10 protein-coding genes are annotated in these 12,611 nt (G+C 73.2%); 8 read left to right on the forward strand and 2 right to left on the reverse strand.

Going from position 1 to position 12,611, the window contains the following annotated elements:
* Positions 1–4: 4 nt before the first annotated feature.
* The 7 genes from OG286_RS06570 to OG286_RS06600 all read left to right on the forward strand — a co-directional run bounded on the left by OG286_RS06570 (position 5) and on the right by OG286_RS06600 (position 9,120).
* Positions 5–1,138: a hypothetical protein gene (locus tag OG286_RS06570; protein ID WP_405364876.1), complete on the forward strand. Its 1,134-nt coding sequence runs from the start codon at positions 5–7 to the stop codon at positions 1,136–1,138.
* Between the two features lie 124 nt (positions 1,139–1,262).
* Positions 1,263–2,684, forward strand: a complete 1,422-nt coding sequence (locus OG286_RS06575; protein ID WP_405362730.1) for a pyridoxal phosphate-dependent decarboxylase family protein — start codon at positions 1,263–1,265, stop codon at positions 2,682–2,684.
* A 90-nt stretch (positions 2,685–2,774) separates the two neighbouring features.
* Positions 2,775–4,211 carry a GNAT family N-acetyltransferase gene (locus OG286_RS06580; RefSeq protein ID WP_405362728.1) on the forward strand — a complete coding sequence of 479 codons (1,437 nt, stop codon included), beginning with the start codon at positions 2,775–2,777 and terminating at the stop codon, positions 4,209–4,211.
* 319 nt (positions 4,212–4,530) lie between these two features.
* Positions 4,531–5,793 (forward strand): MurT ligase domain-containing protein, encoded by a 1,263-nt coding sequence (locus OG286_RS06585; RefSeq protein ID WP_396322430.1) that lies wholly within the window; start codon positions 4,531–4,533, stop codon positions 5,791–5,793.
* A 49-nt stretch (positions 5,794–5,842) separates the two neighbouring features.
* Entirely contained in the window at positions 5,843–6,571 is a 729-nt protein-coding gene (locus tag OG286_RS06590) for a type 1 glutamine amidotransferase (protein ID WP_396322431.1), read from the forward strand.
* Positions 6,572–6,935: 364 nt separating this feature from the next.
* On the forward strand, positions 6,936–7,961 hold the full coding sequence (locus OG286_RS06595; protein ID WP_396322432.1) for a 6-phosphofructokinase: 1,026 nt from the start codon (positions 6,936–6,938) through the stop codon (positions 7,959–7,961).
* 157 nt (positions 7,962–8,118) lie between these two features.
* Positions 8,119–9,120 carry a 2-hydroxyacid dehydrogenase gene (locus OG286_RS06600; protein ID WP_396322433.1) on the forward strand — a complete coding sequence of 334 codons (1,002 nt, stop codon included), beginning with the start codon at positions 8,119–8,121 and terminating at the stop codon, positions 9,118–9,120.
* Positions 9,121–9,186: 66 nt separating this feature from the next.
* On the opposite strand, the gene OG286_RS06605 is transcribed toward OG286_RS06600, so the two are convergent.
* Entirely contained in the window at positions 9,187–10,386 is a 1,200-nt protein-coding gene (locus OG286_RS06605; protein ID WP_405364878.1) for an MFS transporter, read from the reverse strand.
* A gap of 295 nt (positions 10,387–10,681) precedes the next feature.
* Between OG286_RS06605 and OG286_RS06610 the strand changes: the two genes are divergently transcribed.
* Positions 10,682–11,656 carry a cytochrome c oxidase assembly protein gene (locus OG286_RS06610; RefSeq protein WP_405366037.1) on the forward strand — a complete coding sequence of 325 codons (975 nt, stop codon included), beginning with the start codon at positions 10,682–10,684 and terminating at the stop codon, positions 11,654–11,656.
* A 105-nt stretch (positions 11,657–11,761) separates the two neighbouring features.
* On the opposite strand, the gene OG286_RS06615 is transcribed toward OG286_RS06610, so the two are convergent.
* Positions 11,762–12,481 carry a TetR/AcrR family transcriptional regulator gene (locus tag OG286_RS06615; protein ID WP_396322435.1) on the reverse strand — a complete coding sequence of 240 codons (720 nt, stop codon included), beginning with the start codon at positions 12,479–12,481 and terminating at the stop codon, positions 11,762–11,764.
* Between the last annotated feature and the right edge of the window lie 130 nt (positions 12,482–12,611).

The raw sequence follows: 12,611 nt of genomic DNA on the forward strand, positions 1-12,611 counted from the left end.
CGTCATGCAACCGCGAGCATTCGCGATTCTCACCGCCCTCCTGCTGGGGGTCCTGGGCCTGGGGTCGCTGGCCGTCACCGACTGGACGCCCGCCGCCGGCACCTCGGCGGCCGGGTCGGCCACCCCCGGCACGGCCGGGGCGGGGGGCTCGGGTGCACCGCCCTCCGGCGCGCAGCAGGCCGGGGCGACGGCCACCCCGACCGGCGACCCGGCGGTCTGGACGCGTTCGACGCTGCGGAACAAGCTGATGGCCGAGATGGAGGCCACCGACCCCGGCGTCGCGCTGGCCGACCTGGACAAGATCACCAAGGCCCAGCCGTACACCGTCCGGTTCTGCCACCCGATCGCGCACGAGCTCGGGCACCAGGCGGTCAAGCGGTACAACACGGACTTCCAGAAGGTCATCTCCTTCCCGCACGAGACCTGCGCGGCCGGCTATCTGCACGGCGCGGTGGAGGAGATGCTGAACGCCTCCGCCCAGCCCGAGGTGGACCTGCTGAAGCTCTGCGCGCCCAAGAACAGCGGGCCCTGCATCCACGGCGTCGGCCACGGCACGATGTTCGTCGCCAAGCAGGACGTGGCCAAGGCCCGGGACCTGTGCAACAAGTTCACCACCGACCAGAACCGGATCCGCTGCTCCGAAGGCCTGTTCATGCAGCTGTTCGGGCCGGACGAGGAGGACGAGAAGGCGAAGGCGAACCTGCCCGCCGACAAGCTCGCCCAGGACCCGCTGTACCCGTGCAAGGACCAGCCGTCGCTGTTCCAGTCCGCCTGCTACTTCTACGCGCCGACCTTCTACCTCTCCTCGCACGACTACCCGAACCACCCCGAGGTGTACGGCGAGGCGCTGAAGTGGTGCCTCAACGGCAAGGCCTCCGGCGGGGCCGTGGACTGCAGCCGGGGCGTCGGCTCGCGGACCATGAAGTACAACCTGGACCGCGAGGACTGGGCCGCCCAGCAGTGCGCCACCGCCGCGGACGGCTGGCAGCGCAAGGCCTGTGCCGAGGGCCTGGTCAGCTACTACACGGTCAACTACACGGACGGCGGCGCGGCCGGCCGGCTCTGCGCCAAGATCACCGACAAGGAGATGCAGGGCTACTGCCGCTCCGCGGGCGGGCTCTCCGCCTCGCTCGACTGAGCACCCGCGCCGCACGAAGGGGGCCCGCACCGCACGGTGCGGGCCCCCTTCCGTAGGATCGGGCCCGATCAGGTGCGCCGAGGACGCCGCGCCACGAGGCCTCCCCCACCCGCTGGAGCACCCCGTGACCTCAGAGGACTTCCGCGCCGCCGCGCACTCCGCCGCCGACCTCGTCAGCGACTACCTCGCCGAGCTGCCCGCCCGCCCGGTCTGGCAGCCGATGGACGACGACGCCCGGCAGGCCCTGCTGGACGCGCCGCTGCCGACCGACGGCCGCCCGCTCACCGAGCTGCTGTCCGCCATCGGGCGCGACGTCCTGCCGTACCCGATGGGCAACGGCAACCCGCGCTTCTTCGGCTGGGTGAACTCCGCCCCGGCCCCGGCCGGGGTGCTGGCCACCCTCGCCGCCTCCGCGATGAACCCCAGCTCGGCCGGCGGCGACCACGCCGACGTCCACCTGGAGCGGGCGGTGGTCCGCTGGATCGCCGAGCTGGTGGGGTTCCCGCACCCGGCCGGCGGCGGGCTGCTGACCTCCGGCACCTCGATGGCGACCATCGTCTGCCTGGCTGCCGCCCGTAACCGCGCCGCCCGCGCGGCCGGGTGGGACGTCCGCGAGGACGGCCTCGCCGGGATGCCGCCGCTGGTCGGCTACGTCACCGGGGAGACCCACTCCTGCGTCCGCAAGGCCGCCGAGCTGCTGGGTCTGGGCAGCAGGCACCTGCGCGCCGTGGCCACCGGCCCGGACGGGCTGCTCGACGTCGCCGAGCTGCGCGCCGCGATCGGGCGCGACCGGGCCGCCGGGCTGCTGCCGTTCCTGGTGGTCGCCTCGGCCGGCACGGTCGGCACCGGGGCGGTGGACGCCTTCCACCCGATCGCCGACCTCTGCGCCGAGCAGCGCCTGTGGCTGCACGTGGACGGCGCGTACGGGGCCTTCGGCGCGCTGGACCCGGCGATCGCCCACCGCTATGCCGGGCTGGAGCGGGCCGACTCGCTCGCCCTCGACCCGCACAAGTGGCTCGGCGTGCCGGTCGACTGCGGCTGCGCACTCGTCCGCGACACCGAGGAGTTGCGCTCCGCCTTCAGCCTCGTGCCCTCCTACCTGCGCGACGAGGCGGCCGGCGCGCTCGGCTGGTTCTCCGAGTACGGCTCCGAGCAGACCCGCCCGTTCCGCGCTCTCAAGGTGTGGGCCACCATCGCCCACCGAGGTCGCGACGGTCTCTCCCGGGACATCGCCCGGTGCACCGCCCTGGCCCGCCATCTCGGCGAACTCGTCGAGAAGGAAGGTGAGTTGGAGCTGCTGGCCGAGGTGCAGACATCGATCGTGGCGTTCCGCCACCGCGCCCCCGGGCTGGACGAGGCCGCCCTCGACGCCGTCAACCGGGAGCTGCCGGTGGCGGTCCAGCGGCGCGGCCGGGTCTTCGTCACCGGCGCCCGGCTCGGCGGCCGCGAGATGCTCCGCGCCTGCCTGCTCAACGCGGACACCACCGAGGCGGACCTCGAACTGCTGCTCAGCGAGGTGAAGGCCGCCGCCCGCGAGCTGCTCTGACGCGGGCCGCGAGCCGGCGAGTCACCGACATTAACCGACAGGTCACGGGGGATTCGTGATCGTGAAACACCGGGGCGGCAGATTGATGGCATGGAGCACACGGAGCAGCTGACGACGACCGGACCGACCGCCACCTCGACGCCGAACCCCTCCCGTGCCCAGCGGCGCGACACCAGAACCCCTCGCTGGCGCCGCGACACCGTGGAGCTCGCCGCGGTCTTCCTCTCGGTGACCGCGGCCGACCTGGTGGCCAAGCTCGTGGTGCACGGCCCGGACGGCCCGGTGGTGCTGGCCGCCTCCGCGGTCGCCCTGGTGGCCACGGCGCTCTTCCACACCTGGTGGTCGCACCGCCACCAGTTGCACGGGCCGCCGGCCCCGGACGCGCCCGCACCCCCGGCCGCAGCCGGGGCGCCGGCTGCCGCGAAGGAGCCGCTGAAGGGGCCGCTGCACGACTTCGAGCAGACCACGCTCTGGCGGGTGCGCACCACCGTGCAGGACTCCCCCGGCAGCCTGGCCCGGGTCTGCACGGCCTTCGCGGAGCGGCAGGTCAACATCGTCTCGATGCAGTCGCACCCGCTGCCCAGCGGCACCGTGGACGAGTTCTTCGTCCGCGCGCCCCAGGCACTGACCCGGGCCGACCTGGCCGCACTGGTGGCGGCGGCCGGCGGGCACGACATCTGGAGCGCCCCGGCCGACGCGCACGACCTGGTGGACGTGCCCACCCACGTGCTGGCGCTGGCGACCCGCACCGCGCTGGACGCCGCCGAGCTGCCGATCGCCCTGCGCCAGCTCTTCGGGCAGTGCACCATCCGGCAGTACCCGGGCGCGGCCGGGCGCGGCGGCACCGGGGTGGACGGGCATGTGATGCGGCTGCCGGTGCCGTCCGGCGACCTGATCGAGCTCAGCCGCCCGCACCTGCCGTTCACCCCGACCGAGTTCGCCCGGGCGCAGGCCCTGGTCGAGCTGGACACCCTGCTCGGCCCCCGGGTGCCGGACGTCCGGGCCAGGCTGGCCCAGCCCGCCGGGGCCGACCTGACCGTGCGGCGCGCGGACGCCGGCGACAAGGCCGCGGCGCTGGCCATGCACCACCGCTGCTCCCCCGACACCCTGCGCAAGCGCTACCACGGCCCGGTCCGGGACGCCGACCGCTACCTGGACCACCTGCTGAACGCCCGGCACGGCCAGACGCTGGCGGTGGAGGCCACCGACGGGCGGATCGTCGCCCTCGGGCACCTGATGTGGGACGACGGCAGCGCCGAGGTCGCGGTGCTGGTCGAGGACGCCTGGCAGCGGCGCGGGCTGGGACTGGACCTGATGCGGCGGATGTCGGCGCTGGCCCTGGAGGCCGATGTGGAGACGGTGTACGCCGTCACGCAGTCCTCCAACACCGGGCTGATCGCCACCATGCGCAAGCTGGCAGCCCCGCTGGACTACCAGGTCGAGGAGGGCACCCTGGTGATCACGGCCCACCTGGCCGAGGCGGCCGAGGAGCTCCCCGTCCCCTGGCCGACCCGGCCGGGCAGGTGATCGTTTCTTCACCACATCCTCACGGTGCACCCCGGGCCGGACGGCGACCCCGCCGTCCGGCCCGGTCGCGCTCCCGCCCGCCGGGAACCGCCGGGGCCCGGAACGGCGTCCCCAGCAGCGGAAGGCCCGTCCGTACACCGCCTTTTCTGACGGAACGTCAGGGGCCCGCGGGCCGGGCCGCCGGGGCCGTCGCAGCTGGCGGCGTGGGGTCCGGATCGTCGAGCCGGGCGGCGGAGTCGGTAGGCTGGCCCCGTCCCCGCCGCCCGACGGCCCGTTATCCGGCCCCGGGCGGTGCCGCAGCAAGGAGGAACCACTGAGCATGGCAGGCACCGAATCGGAGCCCACAGGCGCACGCGACGCCTCGCTGCCCGCCCGCGCCAAGATCGCGGTCACGGCCGGCAAGGTGGCCGCCGCCCTGTCCCAGAAGGCGGGCCGAGGCAGCGGCTCGGTGATCGGCGGCAAGATCGCCCTCAAGCTCGACCCCGATCTGCTCGCCACTCTCGCCGACCACCTGGACGTGGTGCTGGTCAGCGCCACCAACGGCAAGACCACGACCACCCGGCTGATCGCCGAGGCGCTGCGCGCCGCCGGCCCGGTGGTCTCGAACGCCCTGGGCGCCAACATGCCGGCCGGCATCACCTCCGCCCTGGCCGGCGGCTCGGAGGCCCGCTTCGGCGTCATCGAGGTGGACGAGAAGTACCTGGCCGGGGTCGCCCGCGACACCCACCCGAAGGCGATCGCCCTGCTCAACCTCTCCCGCGACCAGCTCGACCGCGCCGCCGAGACCCGGATGATGGCCGAGAAGTGGCGCGAGGGCCTCCAGGACACCGAGGCCGTGGTCATCGCCAACGCCGACGACCCGCTGGTGACCTGGGCCGCCTCCTCCTGCAAGAAGGTGGTCTGGGTGGCTGCCGGGCAGGCCTGGAAGGAAGACGCCTGGTCCTGCCCCGCCTGCGGCGGCGTGATGCAGCGCCCCGGCGAGGATTGGTTCTGCCAGGAGTGCGGCTTCCGCCGCCCCAACCCGCACTGGGCACTCCAGGGCACCCACGTGATCGACCCGCAGCGCGGCGCCTGGCCCATCCGGCTCCAGCTCCCCGGCCGGGCCAACCTGGCCAACGCCACCAGCTCCGCCGCCGTGGCCGCCGTCTTCGGCGTCTCCCCGCAGGTCGCGCTGGAGCGGATGCAGTCGGTGACGGCCGTGGCCGGCCGCTACGACGTCGTCCAGTACCAGGGCCGCGACATAAGGCTGCTGCTGGCCAAGAACCCGGCCGGCTGGCTGGAGACTTTCTCGCTGATCGACGGCCCGCCCACACCGGTCATCCTCTCCGTCAACGCGCTCGACGCCGACGGCACCGACACCTCCTGGCTCTGGGACGTCGACTACGAGCGCCTCGCCGGCCACCCCGTCTTCGTGATGGGCCAGCGCAAGCTGGACCTGGCCGTCCGCCTGGAGGTCGCCGGGCTGCAGTTCCACGTGGTGGACTCGCTGGAGCAGGCCGTCCGGATGGCCCCGCCCGGCCGGATCGAGGCGATCGCCAACTACACCGCCTTCCAGCAGCTGCGGAAGGTCGTGGCCGGCTGATGCCGGCCCAGCAGCCCCATCGAGTTTGCGTGACGGAAGGCCTTCGAGGATGAGTGAGAGCAGCCTGCGCGTGGTCTGGGTCTACCCGGACCTGCTCAGCACCTACGGCGACCGGGGCAACGCCCTGGTCGTGGAGCGCCGGGCCCGCCAGCGCCATCTCAACGTGACCCGGATCGACGTCCGCTCCGACCAGGCGGTGCCCACCAGCGGGGACATCTACCTGATCGGCGGCGGCGAGGACCGGCCGCAGCGGCTCGCCGCGGAGCGGCTGCGCAACGACAGCGGCCTCGTCCGGGCCGCCGAGAACGGCGCGATCATCTTCGCCGTCTGCGCCGGCTACCAGATCCTCGGCCACGAGTTCGTCAACGACCTCGGCGAGCGCGAGCCGGGCCTCGGCCTGCTCGACGTCTGGACCACCCGCGGCGAGGGCGCCCGCTGCGTCGGCGACGTGCTGGCCGACGTCGACCCGCGCCTCGGCCTGCCGCAGCTGACCGGCTTCGAGAACCACCAGGGCGTCACCCACCTCGGCCAGGGCGTCCAGCCGCTGGCCACCGTCACCGCGGGCCGGGGCAACGGCACCGGGGACGGCACCGAGGGCGCCTGGCGGGACACCGTCTTCGGCACCTACCTGCACGGGCCGGTGATGGCCCGCAACCCCGCCGTGGCGGACATGCTGATCAAGCTGGCGCTGGACGTCAACGCCCTGCCGCCGGCCGACACCACCTGGTACGACGCGCTGCGCGCCGAGCGCATCGCGGCCACATCGCGCCCCGCGTAACACGCGCTGTCGTGCGCCGGTCCACTCCGACCGGGTGCCCGCGATGCGGTCACCCGGTCCACGGACGGGCCCGGACGTACGACAATGGGGTTGCCGGCTGCACACCCTCCTCGGCAGCAGGCTGCACTTCCGCGCGGGGGCGCCGACGGCGCCGCTCCCGCGTCGGCTCCTGCCCGGCCGGACGCAGGGGCCGTATGCTCGACACTCCCGGCCGGTTTCGGATGTTCTGTCCGGATCGGCCGGTCCTTCACCCCACGGTCATCTCCCCGCCATCACGGCGTGGAACGGGGCCGCTACGGTGACGGTTCGTCGTCCCAGCCTGTAGTCCGGCCGTTCCTCGGTTCTGCTCGGGAGTTGCAAAGCAATGCGTATTGGAGTGCTGACCAGCGGCGGTGACTGCCCCGGCCTGAACGCGGTGATCCGTTCCGTGGTCCACCGGGGGGTGGTCGACCACGGCGACGAGATCATCGGGTTCGAGGACGGCTGGCGCGGTTTCCTGGAGGGCGTCCACCGCCCCCTGACCCTGGAATCGGTGAGCGGCATCCTCGCCCAGGGCGGCACGATCCTCGGCTCCTCCCGGGTGCAGCCGAGCCACCTGCGCGACGGCGTCGAACGCGCCAAGCGGTACTGCTCGGACCTCGGCCTGGACGCCGTCATCCCGATCGGCGGCGAGGGCACCCTCAAGGCCGCCAAGCTGATGAGCGACGCCGGACTGCCGATCGTCGGCGTGCCGAAGACCATCGACAACGACATCGCCTGCACCGACGTCACCTTCGGTTTCGACACCGCCGTCTCGGTCGCCACCGAGGCCCTGGACCGGCTGAAGACCACCGCCGAGTCGCACCAGCGCGTCATGGTCGTCGAGGTCATGGGCCGCCACACCGGCTGGATCGCACTCAACGCGGGCATGGCCGCCGGCGCCCACGCGATCGTCGTCCCGGAGCGCCCCTTCCACATCGACAAGCTCACCGCCGTCGTCCGCGAACGCTTCGACCGGCAGAAGAAGTTCGCGATCGTGGTCTGCGCCGAGGGCGCCAAGCCCGAGCCCGGCACCATGCACTGGGAAGAGGGCAGCAAGGACATCTACGGCCACGAGCGGTTCACCGGCATCGCCACCCAGCTCTCCCGCGAGCTGGAGCACCGGCTCGGCAAGGAGGCCCGCCCGGTGATCCTCGGCCACACCCAGCGCGGCGGCACCCCGACCGCGTACGACCGGGTGCTGGCCACCCGGTTCGGCTGGCACGCCGTGGAGGCCGTCCACAAGGGCGCCTTCGGCCACATCACCGCGCTGCAGGGCACCAACATCAACCTGGTGCCGCTGGGCGAGGCCGTCGCCGAGCTGAAGACCGTGCCGCAGGATCGATACCTGGAGGCGGAGACGGTCATCTGACCCTCCCCCGCCCCCTGCCACCGGCCCCCGAGCACCCGCTCGGGGGCCGGTGTCGTTCCCGCCCGACGGCCCCGCCCGCGGGCTAGCGTGACCGGTGGAGCGGACCACCGGCGGGGCGCCGCCGGACAACCGTCGGACCACGGGAAGGAACCAGCCGATGGAGATCCTCGCGTACGGCGTACAGGCCGACGAACGGCCGCTGCTGGAGCAGGCGTTCGCGGGCCGGCACGAGCTGCGCTGCCTGAGCGTCTTCCTCAACCGCGACACCGCCCCACTGGCCGCCGGCTACCCGGCCGTCAGCAGCAGCGTCAACGACGTCCTCGACGCCGGCACCCTCACCCTCCTCGCGGCAGGCGGTACCGAGCTGATCGCCCAGCGCTCCACCGGCTTCAACAACATCGACCTGGAGACCGCCGCCGAACTCGGCCTCACCGTCGCACGGGTCTCCCACTACAGCCCCTTCGCCGTCGCCGAACACGCCTGGGCCCTGGCCCTGGCCGTGAACCGCCGGCTCACCCGGGCCGCGAACCGCTCGCGCGAGTTCGACTTCCGCCTCGACGGGCTGCTCGGCCGCGACATCCACGGGATGACGGTCGGCGTGATCGGCACCGGCAAGATCGGCGAGTGCTTCGCCCGGATCGCCCACGGCTTCGGCACCGAGCTGCTCGGCTGGGACATCGCCCCCAACCCGGCCTGCACCGCCCTCGGCATGACCTACACCGAACTGCCAGAGCTGCTCTCCCGCTCCGACCTCGTCAGCCTGCACGTCCCCCTGCTGCCCGCCACCCACCACCTCATCGACGCCGCCGCGCTGACCCGCATGAAGGACGACGCCATCCTGGTCAACTCCAGCCGCGGCGGCCTCGTCGACACCGCCGCCCTGGTCGAGACCCTGCGCGCCGGCCGGCTCTCCGGCGTCGGCCTCGACGTCTACGAGGAGGAGACCGGCGTCTTCTTCTACGACCGCTCGGTCGAAGGCATCAGCGACGACACCCTCGCCCGCCTGATGACCTTCCCCCAGGTCCTGGTCACCTCCCACCAGGCCTACTTCACCCGCACCGCCGTCGGCCAGATCATCGACGCCACCGCCCGCAACATCGAGGACCACGAAGCCGGCCGCACCAACGAGAACACCCTCGTCCCGGCCACCGGCACCTGACCAGAAAGGAGCGTCCGGACCCGGACCGTCCTGCGGGTACGGGCGGACCCTTCGCGGCCTGCGAGTTCATCCGCGGGAGCCGGCCGAGGTCTCCCCGCCGTCCTCCGCCACGGCACGCGCGGGCGCCGTCGGCTCCGACCGGGGACGGTCGGAGGCCGCGGTGCGGACCAGGGCGGCGCAGCCGGCCAGGACGACGGCGACGACTCCCACCCCGGCCAGGGAGGTGCGCAGGCTCGTCGCCGATGCCGCGAGCCCGACGGCGGCCGGGCCCAGCAGGAAGCCGGCGTAGCCCACGGTCGTCACCAGCGGGATCGCCGACGCCCGCGAAGCGCGATCGGCGCCGGCGCCGGCCAGCGAGAGGATGGTGGGGGCGCACACGGATGTCCCCAGGCCGGCGACCACCACGCCCGCCAGGGTGAGCGCGGCGCTCGGAGCGAGTGCGGCGACGAAGGTGCCGGTGGCGGCGACGAGCGCGCCCGCCGTGAGGACGACCCGCTGTGACGTGCCCGCGAGCAGTCCGTGCCCCAGGGCCCGGCCGGCGGCCGCAGACCCGGCGAACAGGGCGGGGCCGAGGGCGGAGACCTCGGCGCTGCTGGCGAAGGCCGAGCGCAGGAGCACGGCCGTCCAGCTCTGCCAGGCGTTCTCCACCAGATAGGCGAGGGCGCAGAGCCCTCCGAGCAGCAGCAGGCGGCGGGTCCGTACCGTCCTCCGGGGCCCGGAGGCCCGGACCTGCCCCGCCGGCGTGGCGTCCCGGTCGAGGAGGTGCACGACAACGGCCACGAGGAGCGTGATGAGGGACACCCCGGCGAACACGCTGCGCCGTCCGTGCCCGCCGCCGAGCAGGGCGCCGGTAACCAGAGCGGAGACCACCACCGCGGTCGAGAAGCACGCATGGCCGACGGTCATGAGGGCCCCGGTGCGGGCCTCCTCCTCCACGGCGGACGCGTTGACGGCGACGTCCATCGCGCCGGAGGCCGCACCGGTCAGCGCCAGGCTGCCGATCAGCGTCGACTCCGACGTCGCCAGCGACGGCAGGAACCCGACCAGCGCCATGGCCACCAGGCAGCCCGTCACCGCGGGCCGGCCCAAGCGGTCGATGACCGCACCGGCGAGCCGCATGGAGCAGAGCGCGCCGAACCCGATCATCAGCACCGCCACGCCGAGTTCGCCGTCGCCGACCCGGGCCTGGCGCTGCACCTCGGGGAGGAGCACGCCCCAGGCACCCCAGAACGTGCCGAACGAGACGAAGGCTGCGAGGACTCGCACACGTCCGGCGGTCATGTGGCAGGGAGCCCTTCGCTACGGGGGCCGCCCGGCTCGGGCCGCCGCCCGGCTCGGCCCCGGCCCGGGAGGCCGTGGAGGATCGCCATGCAGCAAACCTTTCCGGCGGGCCCGCCGGCGAACCCCCCGGCCGCCCACGTCCGCGGAGCCGGGGGCCGGGGGAAGCCCCGGGGTAAGGCCCGCCTAGTCTGTAGACGCAAGCAAAACGGGCGAACCGGACCCACCAGGGGGCCGCGACGAGGGAAAGCAGGACCCGCCCATGGGCGACGGAATGTCAGGCATGCACCACCACGGCGGGATGACAGAGCTGGGGCCGTTCTCCCTCTCCAACGTCATGACCTGGTCGCCCGACTGGGTGTTCCTGATCGGCAGCCTGGTCGCGCTGGCGCTGTACGGGACGGGCGTGGTGCGGCTGTACCGGCGCGGCGACCGCTGGCCGATCGGCCGGACCGTCGGCTGGGTGGCGGGTGCCGGCTCGGTGATCCTGGTCACCTGCACCGGGCTGAACGACTACGGCATGGTGCTGTTCAGCGCGCACATGATGCAGCACATGGTGCTCTCCATGCTCTCGCCGATCCTGCTGCTGCTCGGCGCGCCGATCACGCTGGCGCTGCGCGCCCTGCGCCCGGCCGGCAAGGGGCGCCCGCGCGGCCCGCGCGAGCTGCTGGTGGCGCTGCTGCACAGCACCTACGTCAAGGTCATCTCGCACCCGGCGTTCACCATTCCGCTGTTCATCGCGAGCCTCTACGGGGTGTACTTCACCCCGCTCTTCGACTTCCTGATGCAGTACCGCCTCGGGCACATCTTCATGATGGTGCACTTCCTGGCCACCGGGCTGGCGTTCTTCTGGCCGATCATGGGCGTGGACCCGGGCCCGAACCGCCCCGGCCACGTGATGCGGATCATCGAGCTGTTCATGGGTATGCCGTTCCACGCCTTCTTCGGTGTGGCGGTGATGATGGCCAGCCACTCGCTGGTGACCACCTTCACCGAGGCCGGCGCGCCGCCCGGGACGGACCTCCTGGCGGACCAGAAGCTGGCCGGCGGCATCACCTGGGCGTTCGGCGAGATCCCGACGGCGATCGTGCTGATCGCGCTGGTCTACCAGTGGATGCGCTCCGAACAGCGGGTGTCCCGCCGCCGGGACCGCGCCGAGGACCGCAACGGTGACGCCGAGCTGGCGGCGTACAACGCGTACCTGGCCTCGCTGGACAAGCGCGGCCAGCGCCCGGCGCCGGCGGCCGACGCCGGCTGAGCCCGCTCCCGGGTGCCCCGCTCCCCCGACGAACCCCTGCCCGATGCCCGGGCGGGGGTTCCGTCGTTCCCGGGGTCAGCCGCGGGGTTCCGTCGTTCAACGGGGTCAGCCGCGGGGGGCCGCCTGCCGGGCGAGGCCGGCGACCAGGATGTCCAGGCCGAACTCGAAGCGCTCGTCACCCACGTTGCGGGTGAGCGCGGCGGCCATCGAGGTGACCATCGGGTAGCGGTCGGCCGGGATCGTGCTGAAGTACTCGCGCACCCGCTCGGTGTAGGCATCGGCGTCGGCCTCGGTGTGGCCGCTCCGGGTGGAGGCCTCGAAGGTGGTCGCGGTGGTGTACAGGCCGAGCAGGTCCACGCCGTACGCGGCGGTCTGCTCGTCCAGCCCGCCGGCCCGCAGGATGCCCAGCATGGTGTCGGCGACGTCCATGGCGTGCGGGGTCACCGGGACGTTGGCGACCACGGCGGCCTTGGCGAGGTCGCGGTGGCCGAGCAGCACGTCCCGCGAGCGGCGCATCAGCCGCTTGACCTGCTCCTGCCAGTCGCCCGGGTCCGGCTGCTCGAGGGCGATCTCGGAGTAGGCCAGGTCGAGGACGAGCTCGACCAGCTCGTCCTTGTTGCCGACGTGGGCGTAGAGGCTGGCGGCGCCGGTGCCGAGCTCCTGGCCGACCCTGCGCATGCTCAGCGCGTCCATGCCCTCGGTGTCGACGATCCGCAGAGCGGCCTCGACGATCCGTTCACGGCTCAGCGGCTGGCGCCTGGAGGCCGTCTTCTCCTTCTCCTGCCAGTGCGCCGACCAGCTCGGACGCGGGGCGGCACTGGTCATGGGGGGCTCCTTCGTGGTCGGCGACGGGTCCCACACTACTTGACACGAACACCGTTCCATGGGAGAACACTGTTCGTCGCAAGAAAACAGTGTTCGTTCGGACGAACGCGGTTCGTCCGGCTCCGACCAT

This window comes from Kitasatospora sp. NBC_00039 (assembly GCF_045160625.1).
Classification (GTDB): Bacteria; Actinomycetota; Actinomycetes; order Streptomycetales; family Streptomycetaceae; genus Kitasatospora.

What these genes read in the sequence shown, in the direction of transcription:
- OG286_RS06590 (WP_396322431.1), top strand. Translation starts at nt 5,843, where the DNA reads ATGAGTGAGAGCAGCCTGCGCGTGGTCTGGGTCTACCCGGACCTGCTC.
- OG286_RS06580 (WP_405362728.1), top strand. Translation starts at nt 2,775, where the DNA reads ATGGAGCACACGGAGCAGCTGACGACGACCGGACCGACCGCCACCTCG.
- OG286_RS06585 (WP_396322430.1), top strand. Translation starts at nt 4,531, where the DNA reads ATGGCAGGCACCGAATCGGAGCCCACAGGCGCACGCGACGCCTCGCTG.
- OG286_RS06610 (WP_405366037.1), top strand. Translation starts at nt 10,682, where the DNA reads ATGCACCACCACGGCGGGATGACAGAGCTGGGGCCGTTCTCCCTCTCC.
- OG286_RS06615 (WP_396322435.1), bottom strand. Translation starts at nt 12,481, where the DNA reads ATGACCAGTGCCGCCCCGCGTCCGAGCTGGTCGGCGCACTGGCAGGAG.
- OG286_RS06595 (WP_396322432.1), top strand. Translation starts at nt 6,936, where the DNA reads ATGCGTATTGGAGTGCTGACCAGCGGCGGTGACTGCCCCGGCCTGAAC.
- OG286_RS06570 (WP_405364876.1), top strand. Translation starts at nt 5, where the DNA reads ATGCAACCGCGAGCATTCGCGATTCTCACCGCCCTCCTGCTGGGGGTC.
- OG286_RS06600 (WP_396322433.1), top strand. Translation starts at nt 8,119, where the DNA reads ATGGAGATCCTCGCGTACGGCGTACAGGCCGACGAACGGCCGCTGCTG.